The sequence below is a fragment of the Pantoea sp. JZ2 genome, assembly GCF_035191405.1.
In the GTDB taxonomy this organism is placed as follows: Bacteria; Pseudomonadota; Gammaproteobacteria; order Enterobacterales; family Enterobacteriaceae; genus Pantoea; species Pantoea stewartii.
Genome location: NZ_CP045247.1, coordinates 3,077,628 through 3,103,214 on the forward strand (window position 1 = coordinate 3,077,628; position 25,587 = coordinate 3,103,214).

At 54.4% G+C, this 25,587-nt stretch carries 26 protein-coding genes; 5 read left to right on the forward strand and 21 right to left on the reverse strand.

Annotated features, from left to right (window positions below; all coding sequences use genetic code 11):
• Window positions 1-8 precede the first annotated feature (8 nt).
• The 8 genes from fabF to yceD all read right to left on the reverse strand — a co-directional run bounded on the left by fabF (window position 9) and on the right by yceD (window position 6,145).
• Window positions 9-1,250 (reverse strand): beta-ketoacyl-ACP synthase II, encoded by a 1,242-nt coding sequence (gene fabF, locus GC087_RS14800; protein ID WP_033737555.1) that lies wholly within the window; start codon window positions 1,248-1,250, stop codon window positions 9-11.
• 85 nt (window positions 1,251-1,335) lie between these two features.
• Window positions 1,336-1,572, reverse strand: a complete 237-nt coding sequence (acpP, locus tag GC087_RS14805) for an acyl carrier protein (protein WP_003849865.1) — start codon at window positions 1,570-1,572, stop codon at window positions 1,336-1,338.
• A 152-nt stretch (window positions 1,573-1,724) separates the two neighbouring features.
• Window positions 1,725-2,459 carry a 3-oxoacyl-ACP reductase FabG gene (gene fabG, locus GC087_RS14810; RefSeq protein WP_006118833.1) on the reverse strand — a complete coding sequence of 245 codons (735 nt, stop codon included), beginning with the start codon at window positions 2,457-2,459 and terminating at the stop codon, window positions 1,725-1,727.
• A gap of 10 nt (window positions 2,460-2,469) precedes the next feature.
• On the reverse strand, window positions 2,470-3,402 hold the full coding sequence (gene fabD, locus GC087_RS14815; protein WP_006118832.1) for an ACP S-malonyltransferase: 933 nt from the start codon (window positions 3,400-3,402) through the stop codon (window positions 2,470-2,472).
• A 16-nt stretch (window positions 3,403-3,418) separates the two neighbouring features.
• Entirely contained in the window at window positions 3,419-4,372 is a 954-nt protein-coding gene (locus tag GC087_RS14820) for a beta-ketoacyl-ACP synthase III (protein ID WP_006118831.1), read from the reverse strand.
• Window positions 4,373-5,413 (reverse strand): phosphate acyltransferase PlsX, encoded by a 1,041-nt coding sequence (gene plsX / locus GC087_RS14825; protein WP_033737556.1) that lies wholly within the window; start codon window positions 5,411-5,413, stop codon window positions 4,373-4,375. It lies immediately after the preceding gene.
• A 25-nt stretch (window positions 5,414-5,438) separates the two neighbouring features.
• Entirely contained in the window at window positions 5,439-5,609 is a 171-nt protein-coding gene (gene rpmF / locus GC087_RS14830; RefSeq protein ID WP_003849870.1) for a 50S ribosomal protein L32, read from the reverse strand.
• Window positions 5,610-5,623: 14 nt separating this feature from the next.
• Window positions 5,624-6,145, reverse strand: a complete 522-nt coding sequence (gene yceD / locus GC087_RS14835; RefSeq protein ID WP_006118829.1) for a 23S rRNA accumulation protein YceD — start codon at window positions 6,143-6,145, stop codon at window positions 5,624-5,626.
• 140 nt (window positions 6,146-6,285) lie between these two features.
• On the opposite strand from yceD, the gene GC087_RS14840 reads away from it, so the two are divergent.
• Window positions 6,286-6,873 (forward strand): Maf family protein, encoded by a 588-nt coding sequence (locus tag GC087_RS14840; protein WP_006118828.1) that lies wholly within the window; start codon window positions 6,286-6,288, stop codon window positions 6,871-6,873.
• Window positions 6,874-6,885: 12 nt separating this feature from the next.
• Here GC087_RS14840 and rluC read toward each other — a convergent pair whose 3' ends face one another.
• Complete coding sequence (gene rluC, locus GC087_RS14845) at window positions 6,886-7,842, reverse strand: 23S rRNA pseudouridine(955/2504/2580) synthase RluC (protein ID WP_039341117.1); 957 nt, start codon at window positions 7,840-7,842, stop codon at window positions 6,886-6,888.
• A 571-nt stretch (window positions 7,843-8,413) separates the two neighbouring features.
• Between rluC and rne the strand changes: the two genes are divergently transcribed.
• Window positions 8,414-11,683 carry a ribonuclease E gene (gene rne, locus GC087_RS14850; protein WP_324028639.1) on the forward strand — a complete coding sequence of 1,090 codons (3,270 nt, stop codon included), beginning with the start codon at window positions 8,414-8,416 and terminating at the stop codon, window positions 11,681-11,683.
• Between the two features lie 300 nt (window positions 11,684-11,983).
• Here rne and flgL read toward each other — a convergent pair whose 3' ends face one another.
• From flgL to flgB, 11 genes are all read right to left on the reverse strand, one after another.
• Window positions 11,984-12,946: a flagellar hook-associated protein FlgL gene (flgL, locus tag GC087_RS14855; protein ID WP_324028640.1), complete on the reverse strand. Its 963-nt coding sequence runs from the start codon at window positions 12,944-12,946 to the stop codon at window positions 11,984-11,986.
• A gap of 14 nt (window positions 12,947-12,960) precedes the next feature.
• A complete protein-coding gene (gene flgK, locus GC087_RS14860; RefSeq protein WP_185199787.1) occupies window positions 12,961-14,601 on the reverse strand; it encodes a flagellar hook-associated protein FlgK in 1,641 nt (546 codons plus the stop codon).
• A gap of 123 nt (window positions 14,602-14,724) precedes the next feature.
• Window positions 14,725-15,669 (reverse strand): flagellar assembly peptidoglycan hydrolase FlgJ, encoded by a 945-nt coding sequence (flgJ, locus tag GC087_RS14865; RefSeq protein WP_324028641.1) that lies wholly within the window; start codon window positions 15,667-15,669, stop codon window positions 14,725-14,727.
• Window positions 15,669-16,778: a flagellar basal body P-ring protein FlgI gene (locus GC087_RS14870; protein ID WP_006118822.1), complete on the reverse strand. Its 1,110-nt coding sequence runs from the start codon at window positions 16,776-16,778 to the stop codon at window positions 15,669-15,671. Before GC087_RS14870 ends, flgJ begins: the two co-directional genes overlap by 1 nt.
• 9 nt (window positions 16,779-16,787) lie before the next feature.
• On the reverse strand, window positions 16,788-17,492 hold the full coding sequence (locus tag GC087_RS14875; RefSeq protein ID WP_170317968.1) for a flagellar basal body L-ring protein FlgH: 705 nt from the start codon (window positions 17,490-17,492) through the stop codon (window positions 16,788-16,790).
• A gap of 65 nt (window positions 17,493-17,557) precedes the next feature.
• The gene (flgG, locus tag GC087_RS14880) at window positions 17,558-18,340 is read right to left on the reverse strand and encodes a flagellar basal-body rod protein FlgG (protein WP_006118820.1); all 783 of its coding nucleotides are present in this window, start codon (window positions 18,338-18,340) and stop codon (window positions 17,558-17,560) included.
• Between the two features lie 17 nt (window positions 18,341-18,357).
• Window positions 18,358-19,116, reverse strand: coding sequence for a flagellar basal-body rod protein FlgF (locus GC087_RS14885; protein WP_033737560.1), 759 nt, complete (start codon window positions 19,114-19,116; stop codon window positions 18,358-18,360).
• Window positions 19,117-19,136: 20 nt separating this feature from the next.
• The gene (gene flgE, locus GC087_RS14890) at window positions 19,137-20,384 is read right to left on the reverse strand and encodes a flagellar hook protein FlgE (RefSeq protein WP_039341129.1); all 1,248 of its coding nucleotides are present in this window, start codon (window positions 20,382-20,384) and stop codon (window positions 19,137-19,139) included.
• 26 nt (window positions 20,385-20,410) lie between these two features.
• The gene (gene flgD / locus GC087_RS14895; protein WP_006118817.1) at window positions 20,411-21,082 is read right to left on the reverse strand and encodes a flagellar hook assembly protein FlgD; all 672 of its coding nucleotides are present in this window, start codon (window positions 21,080-21,082) and stop codon (window positions 20,411-20,413) included.
• Between the two features lie 12 nt (window positions 21,083-21,094).
• Window positions 21,095-21,499 carry a flagellar basal body rod protein FlgC gene (flgC, locus tag GC087_RS14900; RefSeq protein ID WP_324028642.1) on the reverse strand — a complete coding sequence of 135 codons (405 nt, stop codon included), beginning with the start codon at window positions 21,497-21,499 and terminating at the stop codon, window positions 21,095-21,097.
• Between the two features lie 2 nt (window positions 21,500-21,501).
• The gene (flgB, locus tag GC087_RS14905) at window positions 21,502-21,915 is read right to left on the reverse strand and encodes a flagellar basal body rod protein FlgB (protein ID WP_006118815.1); all 414 of its coding nucleotides are present in this window, start codon (window positions 21,913-21,915) and stop codon (window positions 21,502-21,504) included.
• A gap of 153 nt (window positions 21,916-22,068) precedes the next feature.
• Here flgB and flgA point away from each other — a divergent pair, with 153 nt between their 5' ends.
• From flgA to GC087_RS14920, 3 genes are all read left to right on the forward strand, one after another.
• Window positions 22,069-22,728 carry a flagellar basal body P-ring formation chaperone FlgA gene (gene flgA / locus GC087_RS14910; RefSeq protein WP_324028643.1) on the forward strand — a complete coding sequence of 220 codons (660 nt, stop codon included), beginning with the start codon at window positions 22,069-22,071 and terminating at the stop codon, window positions 22,726-22,728.
• A 102-nt stretch (window positions 22,729-22,830) separates the two neighbouring features.
• Window positions 22,831-23,133 carry a flagellar biosynthesis anti-sigma factor FlgM gene (gene flgM / locus GC087_RS14915; RefSeq protein WP_006118814.1) on the forward strand — a complete coding sequence of 101 codons (303 nt, stop codon included), beginning with the start codon at window positions 22,831-22,833 and terminating at the stop codon, window positions 23,131-23,133.
• A gap of 5 nt (window positions 23,134-23,138) precedes the next feature.
• Entirely contained in the window at window positions 23,139-23,570 is a 432-nt protein-coding gene (locus GC087_RS14920; protein WP_324028644.1) for a flagellar protein FlgN, read from the forward strand.
• Between the two features lie 275 nt (window positions 23,571-23,845).
• Here the strand turns inward: GC087_RS14920 and GC087_RS14925 are convergent, their stop codons facing one another.
• Window positions 23,846-25,540 carry a methyl-accepting chemotaxis protein gene (locus tag GC087_RS14925; RefSeq protein ID WP_058708502.1) on the reverse strand — a complete coding sequence of 565 codons (1,695 nt, stop codon included), beginning with the start codon at window positions 25,538-25,540 and terminating at the stop codon, window positions 23,846-23,848.
• Window positions 25,541-25,587: the final 47 nt, after the last annotated feature.

Below are 25,587 nucleotides of genomic sequence, written 5' to 3' on the forward strand. Positions count from 1 at the left end.
CGCCAGGTTTAGATTTTACGGAAAATCAGTGAACCGTTAGTGCCACCGAAACCGAAAGAGTTACACAGCGTATATTCCAGTCCAGACACCTGACGTGCAGTGTGAGGAACGAAATCAAGATCGCAACCTTCGTCCGGGTTATCCAGGTTCAGGGTCGGTGGAACCGCCTGATCGCGCAGCGCCAGAATCGAATAGATCGATTCAACCGCGCCTGCCGCACCCAGTAAATGGCCGGTCATTGATTTAGTTGAGCTGACCATAACCTTGCTGGCAGCCTCACCAAACACTGATTTCACCGCCTGCGCTTCGGCTTTATCGCCTGCTGGCGTTGACGTGCCATGCGCGTTGACGTAACCGATCCTGTCAGGCGTCATCTGTGCATCACGCAGCGCATTGATCATCGCTGCGGCTGCGCCAGAGCCGTCTTCCGGTGGCGAGGTCATGTGGTAGGCATCGCTGCTCATCCCAAAGCCCACGATTTCCGCGTAGATTTTAGCGCCACGCTTCTTAGCATGCTCGTACTCTTCCAGTACGATAATGCCCGCGCCGTCGCCCAGTACAAAACCATCACGGTCTTTATCCCATGGGCGGCTTGCCGCCTGTGGGTTGTCGTTACGTGTAGACAGTGCACGCGCCGCGCCAAACCCACCTACACCCAATGGTGTACTGGCTTTTTCCGCGCCACCTGCCAGCATCACATCAGCATCGTTATAAGCGATGATACGTGCCGCATGACCAATGTTGTGAACGCCAGAAGTACAGGCGGTCGCAATGGAAATGCTGGGGCCTTTCAGGCCATACATGATGGTGAGATGTCCCGCCACCATATTGACGATTGTTGAAGGCACGAAGAAAGGGCTGATTTTACGCGGACCGCCGTTCACCAGCGAGGTATGGTTTTCTTCAATCAGACCCAAACCACCAATGCCCGAACCAATTGCCGCGCCAATCCGGCCTGCATTTTCCTCGGTCACTTCAAGACCGCTGTCCTGCATGGCCTGAATGCCTGCCACGATGCCGTACTGAATGAAGTCATCCATCTTGCGTTGATCTTTACGGGAAATAAAGTCATCGCAATTGAAATCTCTTACCAGACCTGCAAAGCGTGTTGCATAGGCGCTGGTATCAAAATGGTCGATCAGGTTAATGCCGCTCTGACCGGCAAGGAGAGCACTCCAGGTAGACTCTACGGTATTGCCGACAGGAGACAACATGCCAAGACCAGTCACAACTACACGACGCTTAGACACGTTCGTCCTCCAGGGAGGGAAAAAAATGACTATTGTGGGGCAAACATAAAACTCAGGCGGTCAATTGACCGCCTGAAGATATTCATTAGCCTTTGTGGCTATTGATATAGTCGATCGCTGCCTGAACGGTAGTGATTTTCTCAGCTTCTTCGTCTGGAATTTCAGTATCAAACTCTTCTTCCAGAGCCATTACCAGCTCAACGGTATCAAGAGAATCGGCACCCAGGTCTTCTACGAAAGATGCAGAGTTGGTCACTTCTTCCTCTTTCACACCCAGCTGCTCACTGATGATTTTCTTAACGCGTTGTTCGATATCGCTCATACTATTTAATTTCCTATCAAAACTCGCTTTCGCGATGGTTTTCGTAGTGTATAAAATGTTGAAAAAGATGCAACAAAATCCCGGCTGGTCTAACCACGATTTACGCTATTGTGCGGTTTTATACGCAAATAATGCAAATGATTTCGTGATTATCAGACCATATACATGCCGCCATTGACGTGCAGCGTCTCACCCGTGATGTAGGCTGCTTCGTCAGAGGCTAAGAATGCAACAGCATTAGCAATTTCCTGCGCTTCGCCTAAGCGACCCGCAGGCACTTCTGCCAGAATACCGGAACGTTGATCTTCGTTCAGTGCCCGCGTCATGTCGGTCTCTATGAAGCCCGGAGCCACGACGTTGACGGTAATGCCACGTGACGCGATTTCCCGCGCCAGTGATTTGCTAAAGCCAATCAAACCCGCTTTTGCTGCAGCATAGTTTGCCTGACCCGCATTACCCATGGTTCCGACAACGGAACCAATGGTGATGATACGTCCCATGCGCTTTTTCATCATGGCACGCATCACCGCCTTAGAAAGACGGAAAACTGATGTGAGGTTGGTATCAAGGATATCCTGCCACTCATCGTCTTTCATACGCATCAGTAAATTATCACGCGTAATGCCTGCATTATTGACCAAAATGTCCACTTCGCCAAATTCAGCGCGAATTTTCTCTAAAACGCTGTCGATGGAAGCGGCATCTGTCACATTTAACAGCAGGCCCAGTCCCTTATCGCCAAGGTAAGCACTGATCGCATCGGCACCACTTTGGCTGGTTGCAGTTCCCACCACTTTTGCACCACGTGCAGCCAGGGTTTCTGCAATCGCACGGCCAATGCCGCGGCTCGCGCCCGTTACCAGCGCTACTTTACCTTCAAAGCTCATGATTTTCCTCTTATTCCTGTGCAAGTGCCGCAGTCAATGACGCAGTATCGTTCACCGCTGCCGCAGACAGGCCATCTACGATACGTTTGGTCAGGCCAGTGAGCACTTTACCCGGACCCATTTCAATCAGTTGCGTCACGCCCTGCGCAGCCATCGCCTCTACGCTTTCTGTCCAGCGTACCGGGCTGTAAAGCTGGCGAATCAGCGCCTGACGAATCGCGTCGGCATCCGTTTCGGCTTTCACGTCGACGTTGTTAATCACCGGCACCTGGGGTGCTTTAAAGGTGAGCGTTTCCAGCGTCAGTGCCAGTTTTTCCGCCGCAGGCTTCATCAGTGCACAATGCGAAGGTACGCTGACCGGCAGCGGCAACGCGCGCTTGGCGCCCGCCGCTTTACAGGCCGCGCCTGCACGTTCTACCGCATCTTTGTTACCCGCGATAACGACCTGGCCTGGCGAATTGAAGTTCACCGGCGAAACGACTTCACCCTGCGCACTTTCTTCACAGGCTTTCGCAATGGCCGCATCATCAAGACCGATGATCGCCTGCATGGCACCGGTGCCTTCTGGCACGGCTTCCTGCATCAGTTTACCGCGCAGTTCAACCAGTTTGATTGCGTCCGCGAAATCCAGTACGCCCGCACAGACCAGCGCAGAATATTCGCCCAGGCTGTGGCCCGCCATCAGCACAGGCTGTTTGCCCCCCTGCTGCTGCCAGACACGGTAAATCGCCACAGAAGCGGCCAGCAGCGCAGGCTGCGTCTGCCAGGTTTTGTTCAACTCTTCCGCGGGCCCCTGGCTCACTAACTGCCACAGATCATAACCGAGGGCCTCAGAGGCTTCACGGAACGTCTCTTCAACCACCGGATAAGCGGCAGCGAGTTCTGTCAACATGCCCACAGACTGTGAGCCCTGACCTGGGAAAACAAAAGCAAGTTGCGTCATTTTCAGTTCCTGTCAATCAAAAGCGAACCAGCGCAGAACCCCAGGTGAATCCACCACCAAAGGCTTCCAGCAAAATAAGTTGTCCGGGTTTGATGCGGCCATCGCGCACGGCTTCATCCAGTGCGCTGGGCACCGATGCGGCTGAGGTATTTCCATGACGATCCAGCGTGACTACCACTTTTTCCATGGTCATGCCCAGTTTTTTCGCCGTGGCGCTGATAATGCGAAGGTTTGCCTGATGCGGCACCAGCCAGTCCAGCTCTTCACGCGCAATGTTGTTCGCCTGCAAGGTCTCATCAACGATGTGCGCCAGTTCTGTCACGGCCACTTTGAAGACTTCATTACCTGCCATTGTCAGGTAAGCGGGTTGATCCTGATGCGCGCGATCCTGATAAGGCAGCGTCAGCAATTTGGCGTAACGGCCATCAGCATGCAGATGGGTAGAAATGATGCCCTGCTCTTCACTTTGACCCAGTACCACTGCGCCCGCACCGTCACCGAACAGAATGATCGTGCCACGATCTTCAGGATCGAGCGTACGCGCCAGGACATCAGAACCGATGACCAGCGCATGTTTCACTGCACCATTTTTGATGTATTGATCGGCAACGCTTAACGCATAAGTAAAGCCTGCACAGGCCGCAGCCAGGTCAAACGCGGCGCAATCCTTGATTTCAAGCATTTGCTGAATCAGGCAGGCAGAGCTGGGGAAGGCATGACTGGAAGACGTGGTCGCCACAATGATCAGGCCCACGTCATTGGCATCGACGCCCGCCATCTCCAGGGCACGTTGTGCTGCCTGGTGGCCCATACTTGCAACAGTCTCATCCGGCGCAGCAATACGGCGCTCACGGATGCCGGTACGGGTAACTATCCACTCGTCCGAGGTCTCCACCATTTTTTCCAGGTCGGCATTGGTGCGGACCTGGCTGGGCAAATAACTGCCCGTACCGATAATTTTGGTAAACATCTAGGCTTTGTCACTCCTGGCTAATACAGCGTCCAGACGGGCGGCAATGTGTTCAGGAACCTGCCGCCTCACCGCCTGCTCGGCCTGATTGATCGCCATGGCAAAGGCATGTTGATTTGCTGCGCCATGACTCTTGATCACTGTCCCGCGCAATCCTAACAGACAAGCGCCATTATACTGGTCGGGGTTGAGATGGCCGAAACGCCTGACCAAACGCTTTTTAACCCAGCGCCCCAGCAACGTCAGCCACCACGACCGCTTTTCACCTTCTCCCGATGATTTCAGCAGAGAAAGGAACATTCTTACCACGCCTTCCATTGTCTTCAGTGTGATGTTTCCAGCGAAACCATCACAAACCAGCACGTCCGTTTTGCCGGTCAGCAAATCATTACCTTCAAGGTAACCAATGTAATTAATTTGCGGTAATGCCTTCAGACTTAACGCCGCATCGCGAATGCTTTCAAGCCCTTTATGCTCTTCATGGCCAATATTGAGAAGTGCCACGCGGGGATGCGCTATGCCCAACACTTCTTCGGCCATGACCGCGCCCATTACCGCAAACTGCACCAGCATCGCACTGTCAGAATCGACGTTGGCACCTAAATCCAGAATGACCGTCTTTCCCTGATGTTGGTGGGGTAAAACGGTCATCAACGCCGGACGCTTAATGCCGTCCAGCGGCTTCAGTAATAATGTCGCCAGCCCCATCAGCGCGCCGGTATTGCCGCTGCTGACGCAGGCCTCTGCCCGCCCTTCTTTCACCAACTCTAACGCCACTCGCATTGAACTGCCGCGGCTGTTACGTATGGCTTGTGCGGGTCGCGCATCACTTGCAATAACGGATTCGGCAGGGACAACCTGCAAACGCGCCAGCAGGGCGGAATCGGCTTTGGCAAGCAATGGCGTGAGAATGTCGGGGTCTCCGACCAGAAGAAGGATAAGTTCCGAATGAGAGGCCAGTGCCTGCAATGCTGCAGGCACCGTCACGCAGGGACCGAAATCCCCGCCCATGGCATCGATAGCCAGGGTCAAACGTGTCAAGGTATCGCCTTGCTAAGCAAAGATCTTACTTAACGATAACCTTGCGACCGCGGTAGTAACCATCCGCAGTGATGTGGTGACGCAGATGAGTTTCACCAGAAACTTTATCTACTGACAGAGCAGCAGTGGTCAGCGCATCGTGCGAACGACGCATACCACGCTTAGAACGGGTGGGTTTATTCTGTTGTACGGCCATGGACCTTACTCCTATTACTTACGCTTTAAACTGGCTAATACGGCAAATGGGTTTGGTTTTTCTGCCTCTGCAGGCAATTGGCCAAAGACCATGTCCGCCTCGGACACTTCACAGTGTTCAGAATCGTGCACCGGAACCACAGGCAGCGCGAGAATAACTTCATCCTCGATAACCGCCAGCAAGTCGATCTCACCGAATTCGTTGACATCAACCGGCTCGTACGCTTCCGGCAACGCCTCGGCCTGCTCATCAGATGAAACAGGACTGAAGCAATAGCTTACGTGAACATGATGTGGAAAAACCTGGTTGCAGCGCTGACAACGAAGCGTAACCTCAACATCAGCAGTACCCGTCAGTACTGCCAGACGCTGGTTATCAACCGCGAACGACATGGCACATTCAACATCACTGTCCACACTGACGACCGACTCAGCCACACGCTCTACCTGTTGCGAGGTATAAACACCCTGGTAATCAAGGCGTTTTTGAGCGGTGCGGACGGGGTCCAGCGTCAGGGGTAATTTTACCTTTTGCATAGGGCGCGCATATTAACTTTGTAATCACATAGAGTCAAAGAAAAAGGCCGTTGGACAGCATCTTTCAACCACTATTCGCATCCAGTGCGGCGCACAGTTTAAAATGACTGCCACCAATTCGCTATCAATATTGAAAAAAAATGACAGCATCGATTCTTTTAGCATCAACCTCACCGTTTCGTCAGGCGCTGCTGAGCAAGCTTGGCCTGCCTTTTACAGTAGATTCACCCCAGACAGATGAAACGCCGTTAGAAAATGAACGCGCAGAGGATCTGGTTACGCGCCTGGCCATAGCCAAAGCTCAGGCGCTGGCTGAGCGTTATCCACATCACTGGATCATTGGTTCCGATCAGGTTTGCGTCCTTAACGGCAGGATTACCGGAAAACCCCATACGGCGCAGAACGCAGAAGCACAACTGCGCGCTGCCAGTGGCAACCGCGTAACCTTTTACACCGGCCTCGCCCTCTACCACCCTGCCAGCCAGCGGCTGATGCAGTGCTGCGAACCTTTTACCGTGCATTTCCGCACGCTGAGTCAGGCCGACATCACCAACTATATAAAGAAAGAGCAACCGCTACAGTGCGCCGGCAGTTTCAAAAGTGAAGGACTGGGCATCTGCTTATTTGACCGGCTTGAAGGGCGCGATCCGAATGCGTTGGTGGGACTGCCGCTTATCGCGCTCAGCGCGATGCTGCGTGAAGCGGGCATCAATCCCCTGGGAGCGTGATGCCGCCCTGCGTCAGTTTTTTTGCTGGCGCAGCTTCGTCAGGCACTGCTGTAACGTGTCATCCAGCGGCGCTTCCATACGCAGGGTTTCCCCTGTATTCGGGTGCGTAAATGTCAACGCAGCCGCGTGCAGGAAGAGCCGATCCAGCCCCGTAGAGGCCAGTTTGCTGTCAAAGTCGCGCTCGCCGTAACGATCGTCAAAGGCGATGGGATGACCGGCGTGCAAGGTGTGTACACGAATCTGGTGCGTACGCCCGGTTACCGGACTGGCTTTGACCAGCGTGGCAAACGCAAAACGTTCTTCCACTTTAAAGCGGGTTTCCGACGGTTTGCCGTCACTGCTGACACGCACCATACGTTCACCGCTTTGCAGAATATTTTTCAGCAGCGGCGCCTGAACCACTTTGATATGGGAGGGCCAGTTGCCCTGCACCAGCGCAAGATAATCTTTCTGCATGCCCTTCTCACGCAGCTGTTCATGCAGCGAACGCAATGCTGAGCGCTTTTTGGCCACCAGTAAAATGCCGGACGTATCGCGGTCAAGGCGATGTACCAGCTCCAGAAAGCGCGCTTCCGGACGCAGGGCGCGCAGTCCTTCAATCACACCAAAGCTTAAGCCGCTGCCGCCGTGTACGGCTGTACCGGACGGTTTGTTCATGACCAGCAAATGATCGTCTTCAAAGAGGATGGCGTTAGCCAGTGAGGCAACTTTGGCCAGTTTGGGCGAGACAGCGTCCTCATCACGCTCCGCCACACGTACTGGCGGAATGCGCACCTCATCGCCCTCTTCGAGTTTATATTCAGGCTTGATGCGTTTTTTATTCACGCGCACTTCACCTTTTCGCACGATGCGATAAATCATGCTCTTCGGCACGCCCTTTAACTGGGTGCGCAAAAAGTTATCAATACGTTGTCCGGCGTTTTCAGCCGTGATGGCGACAAACTGTACGCCGGGATTCTCTGTTTTCATGGCGGCGATTCTAAATAGTGTCCCCTGATAGCGCCACCCCTTTTTATGTGCTTAACTCTCTGCGTAGCGTCGGGATGAGCAATCAGATTGCTGGCATTTTCAACAGCCTGAATGCGCTTTCTGTCGCAGGGTTCTTAAAATGTAAAGAAAATTGATCAGTCAGTTAAAGTCACCTTGCTATATGAAGGTTAGCAGTGGAATAATGCTTAGGTTTCTTAGCTGAGGATTCAGATAAGAAAAAAAGCGAAATTAGTTATTTTGTCGGATTGAGCAGACACGCAGCAATGGCGTAAGACGTAATGCGAAATCAGGCACTTAGCGGGCTGCGGGTTGCGGCCTGGACATGAGATGGAGTGCACGGGTTTACAGAATTATCTCTCGCATTTCCACTATCTGGTGCTGTTGTTCCTTATGAAAAACAGGCCACCGACGTTATTTGCGCCCCTCGCGCGGTCGATAACCGTGAGGTTGACGACATTGCACTAAGTCACGGGGCCATCGGTTGATACTCGTCCAGGGTAACTATGCCCGCAGCTTTAATCACTCATGAAAGAATAACGAGTACGTTACGATGAAAAGAATGTTAATTAACGCAACTCAGCAGGAGGAGTTGCGCGTTGCCCTGGTTGATGGTCAACGTCTGTACGATCTGGATATCGAAAGTCCCGGACACGAACAGAAAAAAGCCAATATCTACAAAGGTAAAATCACCCGTATCGAACCCAGCCTTGAAGCGGCTTTCGTCGACTACGGTGCAGAACGTCACGGTTTCCTCCCTCTCAAAGAAATTTCTCGCGAATACTTCCCTGCTTCCTACAACGCTCACGGTCGTCCAAACATTAAGGATGTGCTGCGTGAAGGCCAGGAAGTTATTGTTCAGATCGATAAAGAAGAACGGGGTAATAAAGGCGCCGCCCTGACCACCTTTATCTCGCTGGCAGGAAGTTATCTGGTATTGATGCCGAACAACCCGCGCGCGGGCGGCATTTCTCGTCGAATTGAAGGTGACGACCGTACCGAACTGAAAGAAGCGCTTTCGGCACTGGAACTGCCTGATGGTATGGGGCTGATTGTCCGTACCGCAGGTGTAGGCAAATCAGCCGAATCGCTGCAGTGGGATCTCAGCTTCCGTCTGAAACACTGGGAAGCGATTAAGAAAGCCGCTGACAGCCGTCCTGCGCCCTTCCTGATTCATCAGGAAAGTAACGTAATCGTGCGCGCATTCCGCGATTACCTGCGCCAGGACATCGGCGAAATTCTTATCGATAACCCGAAGGTCCTGGAACTGGCGCGTCAGCATATTGCGGCTCTGGGCCGTCCGGACTTTACCAGCAAGATCAAGCTCTACACCGGCGAAATCCCGTTGTTCAGCCACTATCAAATCGAGTCGCAAATCGAGTCCGCTTTCCAGCGTGAAGTGCGCCTGCCTTCCGGTGGCTCGATTGTTATCGACAGCACCGAAGCACTGACCGCCATCGATATCAACTCGGCACGCGCTACGCGTGGTGGCGATATCGAAGAAACCGCGTTTAACACGAACCTCGAAGCAGCAGATGAAATCGCCCGCCAGTTACGCCTGCGCGACCTCGGCGGTTTGATCGTTATCGACTTTATCGATATGACGCCGGTTCGCCATCAGCGCGCGGTAGAAAACCGTCTGCGTGAGGCGGTCCGTCAGGATCGCGCCCGTATTCAGATCAGCCATATTTCACGTTTTGGCCTGCTGGAAATGTCCCGCCAGCGTCTCAGCCCGTCACTGGGCGAGTCAAGCCATCATGTCTGCCCGCGCTGTAGCGGTACCGGCACCATTCGTGATAACGAGTCGCTGTCACTGTCTATTCTGCGCCTGATCGAAGAAGAAGCGCTGAAGGACAACACCAAAGAAGTGCATGCTATTGTCCCGGTGCCTGTGGCCTCTTACCTGCTGAATGAAAAACGTGAAGCGGTCAATGCTATCGAAAAACGCCAGGGCGGCGTGCGTGCGGTTATCGTACCGGACGACCGGATGGAAACGCCGCACTACTCCGTGTTGCGCGTGCGGAAAGGTGAAGAAACGCAGACGCTGAGCTATCACCTGCCTAAGCTGCACGAAGCCGAAATGGCGATGCCTTCGGAAGAAGAACATGCCGAACGTCGTCGTCCAGAACAACCGGCCCTGGCGGCATTTGTGATGCCTGATGCGCCACCGGCACCGACGGAAGCAGCGCCGGAAGCGACCAAAGCGCGAACTGCGCCGGTTCCTGAAACCGCCTCTGCAACGCCATCCAACGGAACAGGCTTTGTTGGTCGCCTGCTGGCGGGCCTGAAAAAAATGTTCGCCGGTGAGCCTGCGCCTGCCACAGCAGAGCCCGTTGCTGAAGTGACCGAACCGCAGAAAACCAGCGGTGAGGAGAACGGCAATCAGCGTGGCGAACGTCGTAACAACCGCCGTAACAATAACCGCCGTGAGCGCACGCCACGTAATGGTGACACCACTCAGCAGCGTGAATCTCGTGACAACCGCGAAACCCGTGACAATCGTGAACCGCGTGAAGACAACCGTCGTAATAAGCGTCAGGGGCAGTCTAATGAGGCGCGTGATGAACGTCCGGCGCTGAGCGATGAAGCTCGCCAGCAACGCGATGAGCAACAGCAGCAGCGTCGTGAACAGCGTGCTGAACGTCAGCGTCGTCGTCAGGAAGAGAAACGTGCCCAGCAGGAAGCGAACAGCGCGGTTGATCAGGCCGTTGAAACCGCTGAGCCCGTTGCGGCTGAAGCACAGGACGATGAGCGCGTTCAGGCTATGCCACGCCGCAAACCGCGTCAGCTGACGCAAAAAGTGCGTGTTGTCGACAACAATGATCAGCCTCAGCATGCTGCCGTCGAGTCAGCAGAATCTGTTGAAGCCCGCAAGATTCAGCCGGTTGCAGAAGCCTCACAGGTCGACGACGCGGACGAAACCGAAGCGCGTGAGAACGCCAACATGCCGCGTCGCTCTCGTCGTTCACCGCGTCATCTGCGCGTCAGTGGTCAGCGTCGCCGTCGTTACCGCGATGAGCGCTACCCAACACAGTCTGCTATGCCATTAGAAGCCGCTTCGGCCTCACCTGAGATGGCGTCAGGCAAAGTCTGGGTGCGCTATCCGGTCGCACAGACGAACGAAGAGCAGACCACACAGGATGCCGTGAAAACCGCACAGGACGACAGCCATGCAGACACAGCACCTGCTATCGCCCTGCCTGTGGCAGCGGCCGTAGACGAGGCGCCGGTTTCACAGCCAGATCCAGTACAGGTTGCTGAACCCCAGACAGACACGCCGGTTACTGTGGTGAATACGGATGACACGCAGGCGATTGATGCCCCTGTGCATCAGGAACCCTCTGTGATTCCTGCGGCTGCAGAAGCCCGCGCCGACGCCGTCGCGCAGCAGGCACAACCTGCCGATGTTACGGGTGAAGACGCGCATAAGTCCGACGTGACCGCCGCGCCTGAGGTTGCCCAACACGAGCACGTTGAGCCCGCAGAGCAGGCCGGTACGGCGGTGAGCCCGACAACCGAAGCTCAGGTTGACGCGGTGTTAAATGCACCGGTTGCTGCAGAGGAAACCGTTGCACCCATCACCGAACCGCATGCGCCTGTGGCTGCGCGCGACGTTGCTGTAGAAGCCCTCCAGGCCAATGCGGAAACGCGCTGGAAGCACTTTGCGTCAGCCCCAATGACCAAAGCGCCTGCGCCAGCATGGCAACCAGAGCCTGCGCGTCACAGCGACTGGCAGCGTCCTTCCTTCAATTTTGAAGGCAAAGGTTCTGCGGGCGGCCATAGTGCTACCCACCAGGCAACGGCCCCTGCGACCAAGCCATAAGCACGGTTCGCAGACGTGATAAACCCGGCTCCGGCCGGGTTTTTTATTGTCTGTTACGGACATTTCGGGTGAGGTATGCGGGCAGAAACACCACGGAGGGATCATCCTGAGGTATGTAATCAGGGCTACATTAGCCTGATCCGTGCAGCGCGGCGTCAATCATGCAGCAAAGGTTCTCCGCACAGGTCGCCATGTTAATTGAGCAGCGAAAGAGGCATTACGCAGACAAAAAAAATCCCACCGTCCCTGTAGGACGATGGGAAAAACTAAGCGCACCCGGTTAAAGTACGCCTAAAATTTTTATGAATTTAACTGGAACAATGACATCTGAGACATATCAGTGAAGGTCTTATAAGAAGCCTGCAGCGCCTGTTGTTGCATGGTGTAGCTTGAAATCGCCTGGGTGTAATCCACATCCACCAGGCTACTCATCTGCGAGTCATAAATCACTTTGTGATCGTCACCCTGCGCATTCAACGTATCCAGCTCTTTCAGCTGTGTTCCGATCTCGGAACGCACGCTGAGCACGTTGTTAAGCGAGTTGCTCAGACCACGGTTGGTTTTATCCATTGCCGCTGAAAAGGTCGCTTTGGTGGCATCATCCGCGCCATTCTGGGGCACTTTTAGCGCACTGATAGCACTGTCCAGCATATTGAATAAATTCGTTTCACTGGTGCCACCGTTCGGTTCTTTCACCGCGTTGCTGGTGATCGACATTACGATGCTGTTACCGGTATGACCGATCGTCATCGTACGGTCCGTATCGACTTTTTGCGTAATCGCGTCGGTTCCGCCCTGATAGGTCACACCGCCGGCACCATCCACAAACGGTGGCGTATCAGTTTTATAGCCGGCAAAGATATAACGCCCGTTGGCGTCTTTGCTGTTGACCTGGTTCAGTAACTGCGCACGCACCCCTTCCAGCTGCGTCGCATACGAGGCGCGGTCATCGTCGCTCAATGAGCCGTTTGAGGCGGCCACAATCATCGACTGCGCGCTCATAATGCTGTTTGTCACACCGTCCAGCGTGTTTTCTTCCAGGGATAAGCCCTGGTCGGCGAAGGTACGGGCAACCGCATACTGGCTTGCCTGCGCCTGGGTTTGCGACAGCACCACGGCTCGTGAAGCGGCGATAGGATCGTCAGACGGGTTAGACACTCTGTATCCGGTAGACAGCTGTTTGCCCGCACTCAACCAGGACGATTGCGCATCACTTACGCCGCGAACCTGCTGGTCAAAAATCATATTTGTACTGAGTCGCATGATGTCCTCTGCTCTTAGTTAATGCTAAGCAGGGCGTCAAAAACGGTGCTGGCCGCTTTTAAAACCTGCGCATTCGCCATGTAATATTGCTGGTATTTGGTCAGGTTCGCATACTCTTCGTCCAGGTTAACGCCGGAGACAGACTGCTGACGGTTTGTTAACTGCGTCACCACGTTCTGCTGCGTTGTACTGGCCGTTTTCAGGGCCTGTGTTTTGTTACCAACGGTACTCACCATCGCGCCATAGGCCTGGGACAACGTAGAATTACCGTTGACGATTTTGGCATCCTGTAGCGCCAGTAAATTTTGGGCATTGCGGTTATCACTTTCACCGCCTGGTGCCGCCGCCGCCGCAATCTGCGAGCCGCTGGTAATCGCCACTGACATCCCGTTAACCACATTTTGAACGGGTTTTACCAGGAAACTGTCTTTGGCGTTTGGTGTACCATTGACCGTCAGGCTCATCCCGTCCAGGCTGAGCGTGGTGACGCCGCCAGAAGTAGTGGGCGTGAGCGTCGTTTTGGTGTTGTCTGACAGACGCGTGGCTGACCAGTTTGTTCCGTCATAAGTCACGGTATAATTGGAAGCCTGCAGCGCATTGGTATTGCTCCACGCCGCGGTTAAGGTGGCGGAAGAGGTATTTTTGCTGTTGCCCTGCGCTGTTGGGCTGCCGATAGTAAAGAAGTCGACGCCCTGGTTACCGTTGCTGTCATAGCCTTGCTTGTGCACGGTATTGAAATTGGTGGTGAAGGCGGCGGCAAGCTGTCCCAGCTGGTTTTGTGCCAGGTCCAGATCCTGCGAGCGGAAGCTTAACATCCCACCCAGTGAGCCGGTGGTAATGGAAGATTCCGGAATCTGCACATTGCCAGCCTGCGGATCAACATAGCCCACCGTGGTGCGCGTCAGATCGCTGCTGGATGGCATTGCCACCAGCTTGGTTGACTGGAAGCCACTGACCAGAGAAAGGCCGTTGGCCATGGAAACCGTGTAGCTTCCATCCTGCTGTGACACTGTCACACCGACGATATTATTCAGACCATTAACCAACTGATCACGTTGATCCAGTAAGTCATTGGGAGCGGCGCCATTACCGGTTGTCAGTTTGGCAATCTGCTGGTTAAGACTGGATATCTGGCTGGTAAAGGTATTGATCTGATCTACGTCAGAGGCCACGTTGGTATTCACGCTGTCTTGCATGTTGGTCAGGTATTGCGCCTGGGTCTGAAACTGGTTGACCAGGCCCTGGGAGTTGCTGAGCAAAGACTGACGCGCAGCAGGATCGTTGGCATTACTGACCACGTTCTGCATGTTGCTAAAGAAGCCCTGAATCGCGCTCGAGAGGTTTGTCGTCGAGGTTGACATCAGATCGTCGATATTGGAGACCTGCGAATACTGCGTATTTGCCGCATTGTAGGTGGCTGAAGACCCACGCAGCTGCGCTGCGATAAAACTGTCGTATTCACGCTGAACACCGGTTACGTTAACCCCGTTACCGTAATAACTTTTTCCCTGCAGGGTACTGTTGGCTTCTGCAAGAATCGTCGTCTGACGTGAATAGCCGGCAACGGTGTAATTGCTGATGTTATTACTGGTGGTGCTTAAGGCGGCCTGTGCGGCACTGAGCCCGCTCATTGCGGAGTTAATTATGCTGGACATCTCGGTTCCTTACATTCCCCGCTACACGGGTCGCTGTCATCAGTGTGGTCGCCAGCGTGCGCTGGCGCGCCTGGCTCTTGCTGCTATTATCGGCATGCTTAAGTGAAACTTGAGGCACAATTCTCAGAACAATGTGCTTAAATCCTGGCTATAAGCTTTCACCACTTTTTCACCCATGCTCTTGAATTGCTGAATCATTCCCATCAGTTTTTGCGCATATTTCGGATCGGTGGCATAGCCCGCAGCCTGCAATGCCTGGGCGCCCTGCTCCGCGCTCTGTGCATTGGTGACAGCCGCATAACGTGGGTTATTTGAAAGCAGTTTGACGTAGTCGTTTAATGCTTCGAAATAAGAACTGTAAACCCGGAATGTCGCACGCACTTTTTTAGCTTCACCGTGCTCATATTCTGTGGTCATGATATCGGTCGTTTCGCCTTTCCAGTTCCCGCTGGCTTTGATGCCAAAGACGTTATAGCTCGGCTTTCCATCACGGGTCAGGATTTGACGTTGCCCCCAGCCTGACTCCAGTGCAGCCTGCGCCAGAATCAGGTGATGAGGGATACCACTCTGCTGACTGGCGGCCTGAGCGGGCTGAGTCAGTTGGGCAATAAAGTCACGACTGTCGCTCGGCAGGCCGGTGGGCGAAGGCGCGGGCAGGCGCGGCATAGCTTTGCGCACCATTTGCTCCAGCGGCGTGGCGCCAATGGTGCTCATGATGAAACTGTTATCCAGCTTCATCGGCACCGTACCGGCGCGCTCGTCCGGGGCTTTGGCGGGTTCCATCTGTTTAACGATGATATCCGCCAGGCCCAGGCCACGTTTACCGATGTCCTGCGCAATCTGCTGATCGTACATTGACGTGAAAAGCTTGGTCTGTTCATTGCTGAGAATGCCGTCCTGCGGTAACGCTTCACGCATACTCTTCAGCATCATCTGAACAAACATTCCTTCAACCTGCTGCGCGACCTGCAGTGCTTTCCCTTTGGGATCGGCAGTGACATCGCGTTTCAGGTCGTTCAACGAGCGGCTGTCAAAAGCCGCATTCATCAGCGATTGCGTATCGTTCATCAGATAATTTCCAGTTTTGCGCGCAGGCAACCCGCGCTCTGCATTGACTGCAAAATAGACATCAGTTCGATAGGCGATGCACCCAGCGCATTCAGCGCACGCACCACACTGTTCAGGTTGGCGCTGGAGTTAACCCGTTGCAACGCACCGCCGCTCTGACGCAGATCGATCTGCGTATTGGTAGTAGCGACAGTCTGTCCACCCGCCAGCGGCGTGTTCGGCTGACTCACGTTTTGCTGCTGATTGACTGTGACAGACAGGTTGCCCTGAGCGACCGCACAGGTGTTCAGTTTCACTTCACGATTCATCACAACAGAGCCGGTGCGTGAGTTAATGATGACTTTGGCATCCTCAACCGGCACGGAGACATCAATGTTCTGAATCTCAGCCAGTAAACGAACCTGCGCACCATTATTCGGGGACACGCGGACCTGGACCGTACGGGCGTCCAGCGGCTGGGCCGAACCGTATCCGCCACGGGCGTTGATCGCATCAGCAATTCGTTGCGCCATGGAGAAATCTTCGGTGTTCAGCTGCAGGTTAATCGTATTCTGCGAACCAAAGTTGCTCTGCAGTTCACGTTCAACCGTTGCCCCATCGGTAATCCGTCCACCGTTAAGCTGGTTGACCTGAACGCTGCTGCCGCCTGCTGCGGCACCCGCGCCGCCGACCAGAATGTTACCCTGGGCCAGCGCATAAACCTGGTTATCCACGCCTTTCAGTGGCGTCATTAACAGCGTGCCGCCGCGCAGGCTTTTCGCGTTACCCATGGACGACACCACGACATCCAGCGTCTGGCCCTGGCGGGCAAACGAAGGCAGCCTGGCGGTAACCATCACGGCGGCGACGTTTTTGAGCTGCATGTTGGTGCCCGGCGGCACGGTAATGCCCAGTTGCGACAGCATGTTGCTGACCGTTTGGGTCGTGAACGGCGTCTGCGTTGTCTGATCGCCTGTTCCGTCCAGGCCCACGACAAGGCCATAACCCAGCAGTTGGTTATCACGCACACCCTGTACGGTGGTTAAGTCGCGGATCAGATCGGCACGCGCCATCAGGCTTACGCCTAAAAGTAATCCCAGACCGACACGCCATAATGTTAGCTTTTTCATTGCAACCTCTTAGAACGGCGAGATATTCAGGAAGAAGCGCTGCAACCAGCCCATATTTTGCGCTTCATTGATATAACCATTTCCGACGTACTCAATACGTGCATCGGCCACGGCTGTAGACAACACGGCGTTACTCGCACTGATGGTGCGTGGGTTAACCACGCCCGAGAAACGAATAAACTCGGTGCCCTGGTTGATCTCAATTTGTTTTTCTCCGACCACGTGCAGGTTGCCGTTCGACAGAACCTGATCCACCGTGACGGTGATGGTGCCGGTAAAGGTGTTGTTGGCAGATGCCCCACCTTTGCCTGCGAAATCATTTTTGCCACCCGCCGCAAAGTTGGCTTTTTCGCCCGTTGCGCCGGCTAAACCTTCTAAACCGGTAGGCACTGCAGTGATACCCAGACTGCCGCTGCCGTTACGGCTGGCATTCGAGGTCGAACTTTTGCTGGCACTGACGTTTTCCTGCAAGGTGATAGTCAGCGTATCGCCGATATTACGTGGGCGGCGATCTTCAAACAGCGGCTGATAGCCGTAGTTGAGCGGCGCAACACCCTGAAAAATGGACCCATTTACCACAGGTGGCGCAGAGGGCAACGGCTGAGCCGTAGTCGCTCCTTGCACCAGTGGCGTGCGTGGCACCAACGCACAACCGTTAAGCGTCAGCAGTGCGGTGACTACTAACCAATGTCCAGGCTTAAGAATATGTTGCATCGCCACGGAGTTACGACCTTATTCATGACTAGTCTTCAGGCCAGCCTTAGCTGGCCCTGTTCGTGTTACAGCTGTGTCAACTTCGCCAGCATTTGATCGGAGGTGCTGATCGCTTTGCTGTTAATTTCGTAAGCACGCTGCGTCTGGATCATCGTAACCAGTTCTTCCGCGACGTTTACGTTAGAGGTTTCGGTATAACCCTGATACAGCAAACCGGCACCGTTCTGCCCAGGCGTACTGTCTGTCGGCGCACCCGATGCCTGCGTTTCCTTGTAGAGGTTTTCACCCACGCTATCGAGACCCGCATTGTTCATGAAGGTGCTCAGCGTTAACTGACCGACCTGGGCGGCCTGCGTCTGCCCCTGCTGGGTTACGCTCACCACACCATCACGCGACACGGTGATACTTGTGGCGTTGGCTGGAATGGTAATACCAGGCTGCACAGGGAAACCCGCGTTGGTCACCAGTTGGCCGTTCTGGTCAACCTGAAATGAACCATCACGTGTATACGCAGAAGTTCCATCTGGCATCTGGATTTGGAAAAAACCCTGGCCGTTAATGGCGATATCTTTTGAGTTGTTGGTTTGCGACAGGTTGCCCTGCGTATGCAAACGCTCGGTCGTCACCGGACGTACACCAGTACCGATTTGCAAACCTGACGGCAGCGTCGTCTGCTCAGATGACTGCGTGCCCGGCTGACGCATGGTCTGGTACATCAGATCTTCAAACACGGCACGTGAGCGCTTAAACCCGTTAGTACTGACGTTGGCCAGGTTGTTGGCGATCACGTCCATGTTCATCTGCTGTGCATCAAGACCGGTTTTGGCGATCCATAAAGAACGAATCATGTATTTATCCTCGCGCCTTAGCTGCCGATGCTGAGCAACTGGTTGGCTTTCTGTTCGTTTTGGTCAACGTTGTTAATGACCTTCATCTGCATCTCGAAACGGCGGGCATTGGCGATCATATCGACCATCGTTTCCACCGGCTTCACGTTACTGCCCTCAAGCACACCCGGCATGACCTGCATAGTCGGATCGGCCTGCAGGGCTGCGCCACGTGTCGCCTGCGTCGCGGCGGTGGGACGGAACATGCCATCGTCCCCACGCTCTAACTCTTTACCGGTTGCCTGGACGAGCTTCAGACGGCCCAGTTGTACAGTCGCATTAGGTGAGTCGCCAGCGTTCAGCCCGGTAATAGAGCCATCAGCCGCGATGGTGATCTCAGAACCTTGAGGGATCACAATCGGACCACCTTCGCCCATTACGGGATTGCCCTGCACCGTCAGCGTACCGTCCGAACGAATTTGCATATTGCCGTTGCGGGTATAGGCTTCGCTGCCGTCGGCGGTGCGTACAGCCAGCCAGCCATCCTGCTGCATTGCCACGTCCAGTGGGCGCTGGGTGTAATCCATGGCCCCCTGACTCATGTCGGCACCCGGCGTGGACGCCGTGACCAACGTGCGCGTGGGCAGTGACCAACCAGTGACCGGTACAGCACGCAACGCGTTCAGCTGCGCCCGGAAACCGGGCGTTGAGGCGTTGGCGAGGTTGCTGGCAGTAACCGCCTGCTGATCCAGTGTCTGACTGGCCGCGCCCATCGCGGTATATATCGCGTGATCCATAGAGCAATCCCGTTAGCGAATTAACGTAAGTTGACCAGAGTGTTAAGGATCTGATCCTGCGTTTTGATGGTCTGCGCGTTCGCCTGGTAGTTGCGTTGCGCGACGATCATATTGACCAGCTCTTTACTCATATCGACGTTCGAGGACTCCAGCGCGCCCGCGGTCAGTGACCCAAAGGTGCCGGTGTTTGCCAGGCCAACCGCTGCCTGACCAGACGCATTGGTTTCCGCCCAGACGTTATCGCCCTGCGATTTCAGGCCTTCGGGGTTAGAGAAACTGGCCAGGACGATCTGTCCCAGTAACTGCGTACGTTGGTTTGAGTAACTGCCGGTGATGGTGCCGTCGTTGTTGATGGCATAGCTGGTCAAATCGCCAGGCGCATAACCGTTTTGCGTGGCGTTACCAAAGGTGGTCGCCCCGGTATTTTGCTGCAGACTGCCCACAAAGTTTAACGCGACAGTCGTGCCGTTCGCGCCATTTACGCCAGGAATCGTGACGGTCGCGGTGCTGGCTGTTGTTGAGCCTGCCACCACGTTGCCGTTTGCATCCAGTGAAGATACGCCAGTCAGCTGACCGTTGGCGTTATAGCTCATCTGGTAATTCCCTACGTTTGAACCCGCAGTGGAGTCAATGCCGTGAATTTTCCAGGTGTTGTCTGCGGTCTTAACGAAATACAGGTCAAGCGAGTGCGCATTACCCTGCGTATCGTACATAGTGATGGTGTTCTTCGCGCTGTACGTCGTCGGATCGGTGGCAGAAAACTTGGTGTCGTCTAATACCGCTGAAGTCGAGTTCAGTTTCGCCACCTGGTTTGCCGTGGTAGTGGCATTAGCAGGCATCTGCGTGGTAGGAATTTTCAGCGCAACCGGGTTCGCACCCGTCTGGATAGTCGGAGGCACGCCTGAAGCCGGGTAACCGGTTACGTTCAGACCCTGGGTATTCACCAGGTTACGGTTCTGGTCCAGAGTGAACTGGCCATTACGTGAATAGGACACCGCACCCGCCGAGTTGGTCAAACGGAAAAAACCGTTACCGCTCAGCGCCACATCCAGCCCACGGCTGGTGGTGGTGGTAGAACCATCGTTGAAGTTCTGGATCACGGCAGCGACTTTAGTCCCCAGACCCACGTTTGAACCGGCAAACATGTCGGCAAACGCGATGGTGCTGGACTTAAAGCCTGCTGTGGCGGAGTTAGCGATGTTGTTACCGATAACGTCCAGGTTACTTGAGGCAGCGCCGAGACCGCTGACCGCTTGTGAAAATGACATTTAAATATCTCCTGTCTACAGGTGAATCAGAGAATCTGACGTACGTCGTCAAGGGTGGCGGAGCCCATGGTGCCGAGATCCAGTTTTGCGGTATTACCCGCTGTGCTTACGCCATTGACGTAGGCATAGTTAAGTGGCTGAGCCACCTGTTGACCGCTGCTGTTACTGGCAGCAATCGCAACTTTGTATTTTCCATCTGGCGCGACGCTGCCATCCGGTAATTTGCCGTCCCACGAGAACGTGTGAACGCCGGCGGTCAGTGCGCCCAGGTCCTGGGTGCTGACCACATTGCCCTGTGCATCGGTAATCGTCGCCGTGGCGGTGGTGGCTGCGTTAGTCAGCTCCACGCCAAACGGCGTTGTCGTGCCTTTACCGACCAGAATCTGTGAACCATTCACCATCACGCCATGACCAATCAGCGTCGAACTTTGCAGTGACTGGCTGGTGCTGATCTGACCCGAAATCGATCCCAGTGTGGTGTTCAGTTTTTCAATACCGCTCAGGGTGTTGATCTGTGCCAGCTGTGTTGTCAACTGACTGTTATCCATCGGATTGGTGGGATCCTGGTTTTGCAGCTGCGTCACCAGCATGGTCAGGAACTGGTTTTGCAGATCCTGGGCGCTGTTACTTGTGCCGGTGCTGGATGAGCTAAGGACCGTGGGGTCCAGCTTTTCATTAACGCCTACCGCGATAGTCATTATTTTTCTCCGTTACTGACCCAGGGTCAGCGTTTTCATCATCATCGACTTCACGGTATTCAGCACCTCGACGTTCGCCTGGTAGCTGCGTGATGCCGACATGGTGTTGACCGTTTCCGCTAGCACATCCACGTTAGGCATCTTCACGTAGCCTTTGGCATCCGCCATCGGGTTACCCGGGTCATACACCAGTTTCGCGGGCGTAGGATCATCAACAACCTGCGCCACTTTTACGCCACCGGTGGCCGCACCCGGCGCAGCATCGGTCTGAAAAACGACCTGCTTTGCCACATAAGGCTGCCCGTCCGGGCCGGTCACGCTGTCGGCGTTTGCCAGGTTACTTGCACTGACGTTTAATCGCTGTGATTGCGCGGTCATCGCTGAGCCGGCAATGTCAAAAATATTCAGCAATGCCATGATTATTGCCCTTGTAACACGCTCATCATGCCTTTGATTTGGCTACTGATAAGTGTGAGATCGGTTTGATATTTCAGGCTGTTATCCGCGAACTGAGTACGTTCGCGGTCCATATCGACGGTGTTACCGTCCGCAGATGGCTGATCCGGAATGCGATACAGCAAATCCATCGACGGTGCCGTGTTCGTCTGCGCTTCGATGTGACGCGACGAAGTAACTTTGAGCGCCAGGCTACTGCCTTCAGCACGTCCATTCGCCATTGCCCGATTCAGCTCGCTGGCAAAGTCGATATCCCTGGCCTGATAGCCTGGGGTGTCGGCGTTGGCAATGTTGGATGCCAGAATCTCCTGACGTTGAGCTCGCAGGTTGAGGGCTTCGGTACCGAAATGTAGCGCCGCATCGAGTTTGTCGAGCATGCTTCCTCCGCAAATGAGAATTTCGAGCTGGCAGCATAATTGGGAAAAAGCAAGAGCCATCGTCTGAATAACGCCTCAAATCGTCGCTATTTTAACTCTTGAGTTTTTTTTCAAACGCGTACACTCATTGCCATCATCAGTGAGGAAAAGCACATGCGTGGATATCCAGCCCTGTTAGCCAGCCTGCTGGCCCTGTTTGCCTTACCCGTTATGGCAGGCGATTTCAGCGCCCAACTGAACCAGTTTTTTAAAGCCCGTGATCCTGAGCATGCCACGGGCATAAACGTCGTCATTCGCACGCCACAGGCACAGTGGCCCTTATGTGATACGCCGCAATTTACGCTGCCCGGCAACAGCCGCCCGTGGGGCAATATGAGCGTGGCAGCCAACTGCGGAGAAAATCGACGTTATATTCAGGTCCAGGTTCAGGTCACTGGCCGTTATCTGGTGGCGAAAAATTTAATCGCCCGCGGCGCAACCGTGAGCAAAGACGATTTCCGTATCGAAGAGGGACGTCTGGATACGCTGCCGCCGCGCACCCTGCTTAACGATGAGACCGTCGCCGATTCTGTGGTGCTGCGTGACATTCAGCCGGGACAGCCGGTGAGTCAGTCGATGCTGCGCCAGCCGTGGCGTGTAAAAGCAGGTCAGGATGTCATGGTGGTTGCCAGTGGCGACGGATTTGATGCCAGCGGCGAGGGGAAAGCCTTAAGCAATGGCACTATCGCGCAATGGGTTCGTGTACGTATGGGGAACGGTCAGGTTGTGAGCGGTCGGGTCAGTGATGATGGGAAAATTCTTATAACACTATAAAACATTAAAGAAGCCTGTTTATTTGCCGATAGAAGAATCAGCAAAGCGATTACGCTATTATGATTCAGGTGGCAGACCCCCTGACCTTACAGGAGCCCGAATATGAGCATCGAAAGAACACAACCGTTAAAGCCCGCCAGCACCGTGCAAACACGTGACAGCAGCGAGCCGCAAACTGCGCGTGTGCGCCAGAGTGACAGCGCAACAGCGACCACGCCAGCCGCCGCTCAGGTGAGCCTGAGCAGCGCCCAGGCGCAGCTGATGAAGCCAGGCAGCCAGGACATTAACGTCCAACGCGTTGAACAATTGAAAACCGCTATTCGTAATGGCGAGTTGAAGATGGATACCGGCAAGATCGCCGATGCGCTGATTGCCGACACTAAGGCGTATTTAGAGGGTAAATAATCCCCATGAGTAATTTGCTGACCACATTAGATAAGATGCAGGAAGTGCTGATGTCTCTGGCGACCGTTCTGGATGAAGAAGAACAACAGTTGTCGTCCGGAATGATTGACAGCAACAATTTGCAGCGCATTACCGAAGATAAAAGCGCGCTGCTGACGACGCTGAACTATCTGGATGAGATGCGCCGTAGCAACGAGAAAAGTCTGGGGACATCTGCACCTTATCGTGGTCAGAGTGACATGGCGCGCCGCTGGGAAGGTATTCAGCAGCATACACGTCGGTTACACCGTGCCAACACGCACAACGGCATCCTGTTACAGCACCAGATTACCTTCACGCATGATGCGTTAGACGTGCTTAAGCCGCATCAGACGCAAGCGTTCTACGGACCGGATGGAAAAGGTCAGGGCCAGGCGACGCTGAGCCGTAAAATCTGATAACGTCAGTCTGCTGATCACGCTGTCCATTTTTGAAGAATCCGTCATCACGCGTGGATGACGGATTTTTTCATGCTGTCGTCACAGGGCGGCGGCTCTGTTATGCAGAATATCTGTCCCCTTCGACCAACAGATGCAGCGTCCAACGCGCTATACATCCTGCACCTCCGGCATCCCGGATAACGTCTCTGCTCCAGCGCATCCCTGCGCATACTGCCTGTTCTGATCAGAAGCGGACGCCGATTTAGCCTGCCACGATCTGGCAGGCATTCGTCTTAAAACGCTTCCCAGTTGTCATGACCTTTCTTCGGTGCCGCTGCTGCAAAAGCAGGAACGGCGGGAGCAACGACTACAGTGGGGGCGTCAGACGGTGTTAACGGGGCTCGTTCAAGTTTAAAGACGGCCACGGCTTTCGTCAGTTTATCTGCCTGATCCTCAAGGGAGGCCGCAGCGGCTGAAGCCTCTTCAACCAGTGACGCATTTTGCTGGGTTACTGCATCCATTTCTGTAATCGCGTGGCTGACCTGCTGAATGCCTCGGTTCTGCTCGTCTGAAGAGACGGCAATTTCAGAAATGATGTCATTCACACGCTGGAATGCGTCTACCGTTTTCATCATGGTGGTACCGGCATCGCTAACCAGTTCCGTGCCGTTGTTAACCAGTCCGACAGAAGTGGCGATAAGCCCTTCGATTTCTTTTGCAGCCTGCGCGCTGCGCTGAGCAAGGCTGCGCACTTCGCTGGCGACCACCGCAAATCCGCGTCCCTGCTCCCCTGCCCGCGCGGCTTCGACCGCGGCATTCAATGCCAGAATATTCGTCTGAAAGGCGATGCTGTTAATGACGCTGGTAATTTCAGCGATCTTTTTCGAACTGCCGGAGATATCGTCCATGGTTTTGACGACGCGATTAACAATCTCTCCACCCGACTGGGCTTTTTCGGACGCATCGGACGCCAGCTGGCAGGCGTGATGCGCATTGTCGGCATTCTGTTTAACCGTCGCGGTCAGTTGTTCCATACTGGCAGCCGTCTGTTCCAGCGACGCGGCCTGCTGTTCCGTTCGGGAGGAGAGATCGGTGTTGCCGGAGGCAATTTCCCCCGCGCTCTGAAAGATAGCAATGGCCCCATCGCGGACAGCGCCGACAGTTTGGGCAAGCGATGACTGCATACGTTGCAGGTTCGACAGTAACATACCCGGCTCGTTACGACCGCAGGCCGAGGGTGGTACGGTCAAATCGCCGTGGGCAATCAGATCGATACGGTGAAGTGACTGTCTTAAAGGCTTAATTACCACTTTTCTCAGCAGAGCAAAAGCCAGTAGCACAATCACTACGGATGCGATAAAGGCCACTAACATCGTGGTATAGCCTGTTTTAACCTGTTCAACCGCCTGCTGTTTAATGTCCATCGAGCGCTGATTGCGCATCTGAATGGCTTTCATCAACACGTCTTTATACGCTTTGTCGAGTTTGTCAGCCGCCGTTTCATCCGCAATGATCTCTTCAAAACTGTTCTGTTTGGCTGCCTCAATCATCGGCATCAACCCTTTTTGCAGGTAATCCTTAAATCGCGCCTGCAGTTGTTTATCGAGTTCGATGCCGACTGGCGTCCTGACCGGACGGTTAAGGTAAATATTCAGCCCATTTTCTGCCTTTTTAATGCTGCCCTCTGTGGCGCTGAGGAAAGCGGCGTAGTTATCCGTGTCGGCAATACGTGCCGCTGCGCCGGCCTGAATAATATTGAGCCTGGCAGAGCGCATATGCGTTGAGCTGTCGAGTAATCCCTGCCTTACCGAAATTTCATCCGTTGACACGTCAAGGGAATGTTGCCCCTGCGTCAGAAACCAGGCGGATATCGTGCTACTGCACACGAACAGAAATAAGATGCCGCCAAAAATCAGGCTGAATAAGGGAATAAGATTGAGGTTGTACCAGAAACCTGGCATCGCGTTTTCATGAGCGCGGGTATGCATTTTGATCTTCCTCTCAATGATGGACTAAAGGTACTCATCGGCAGGAA

Excerpts from the sequence above, each read along its gene's own strand:
- acpP (WP_003849865.1), bottom strand. The coding sequence starts at position 1,572 with ATGAGCGATATCGAACAACGCGTTAAGAAAATCATCAGTGAGCAGCTG.
- fabG (WP_006118833.1), bottom strand. The coding sequence starts at position 2,459 with ATGAGCTTTGAAGGTAAAGTAGCGCTGGTAACGGGCGCGAGCCGCGGC.
- fabD (WP_006118832.1), bottom strand. The coding sequence starts at position 3,402 with ATGACGCAACTTGCTTTTGTTTTCCCAGGTCAGGGCTCACAGTCTGTG.
- GC087_RS14820 (WP_006118831.1), bottom strand. The coding sequence starts at position 4,372 with ATGTTTACCAAAATTATCGGTACGGGCAGTTATTTGCCCAGCCAGGTC.
- rpmF (WP_003849870.1), bottom strand. The coding sequence starts at position 5,609 with ATGGCCGTACAACAGAATAAACCCACCCGTTCTAAGCGTGGTATGCGT.
- yceD (WP_006118829.1), bottom strand. The coding sequence starts at position 6,145 with ATGCAAAAGGTAAAATTACCCCTGACGCTGGACCCCGTCCGCACCGCT.
- GC087_RS14840 (WP_006118828.1), top strand. The coding sequence starts at position 6,286 with ATGACAGCATCGATTCTTTTAGCATCAACCTCACCGTTTCGTCAGGCG.
- rluC (WP_039341117.1), bottom strand. The coding sequence starts at position 7,842 with ATGAAAACAGAGAATCCCGGCGTACAGTTTGTCGCCATCACGGCTGAA.
- rne (WP_324028639.1), top strand. The coding sequence starts at position 8,414 with ATGAAAAGAATGTTAATTAACGCAACTCAGCAGGAGGAGTTGCGCGTT.
- flgL (WP_324028640.1), bottom strand. The coding sequence starts at position 12,946 with ATGCGACTCAGTACAAATATGATTTTTGACCAGCAGGTTCGCGGCGTA.
- flgK (WP_185199787.1), bottom strand. The coding sequence starts at position 14,601 with ATGTCCAGCATAATTAACTCCGCAATGAGCGGGCTCAGTGCCGCACAG.
- flgJ (WP_324028641.1), bottom strand. The coding sequence starts at position 15,669 with ATGAACGATACGCAATCGCTGATGAATGCGGCTTTTGACAGCCGCTCG.
- GC087_RS14870 (WP_006118822.1), bottom strand. The coding sequence starts at position 16,778 with ATGAAAAAGCTAACATTATGGCGTGTCGGTCTGGGATTACTTTTAGGC.
- GC087_RS14875 (WP_170317968.1), bottom strand. The coding sequence starts at position 17,492 with ATGCAACATATTCTTAAGCCTGGACATTGGTTAGTAGTCACCGCACTG.
- flgG (WP_006118820.1), bottom strand. The coding sequence starts at position 18,340 with ATGATTCGTTCTTTATGGATCGCCAAAACCGGTCTTGATGCACAGCAG.
- GC087_RS14885 (WP_033737560.1), bottom strand. The coding sequence starts at position 19,116 with ATGGATCACGCGATATATACCGCGATGGGCGCGGCCAGTCAGACACTG.
- flgE (WP_039341129.1), bottom strand. The coding sequence starts at position 20,384 with ATGTCATTTTCACAAGCGGTCAGCGGTCTCGGCGCTGCCTCAAGTAAC.
- flgD (WP_006118817.1), bottom strand. The coding sequence starts at position 21,082 with ATGACTATCGCGGTAGGCGTTAATGAAAAGCTGGACCCCACGGTCCTT.
- flgC (WP_324028642.1), bottom strand. The coding sequence starts at position 21,499 with ATGGCATTGCTGAATATTTTTGACATTGCCGGCTCAGCGATGACCGCG.
- flgB (WP_006118815.1), bottom strand. The coding sequence starts at position 21,915 with ATGCTCGACAAACTCGATGCGGCGCTACATTTCGGTACCGAAGCCCTC.
- flgA (WP_324028643.1), top strand. The coding sequence starts at position 22,069 with ATGCGTGGATATCCAGCCCTGTTAGCCAGCCTGCTGGCCCTGTTTGCC.
- flgM (WP_006118814.1), top strand. The coding sequence starts at position 22,831 with ATGAGCATCGAAAGAACACAACCGTTAAAGCCCGCCAGCACCGTGCAA.
- GC087_RS14920 (WP_324028644.1), top strand. The coding sequence starts at position 23,139 with ATGAGTAATTTGCTGACCACATTAGATAAGATGCAGGAAGTGCTGATG.
- GC087_RS14925 (WP_058708502.1), bottom strand. The coding sequence starts at position 25,540 with ATGCATACCCGCGCTCATGAAAACGCGATGCCAGGTTTCTGGTACAAC.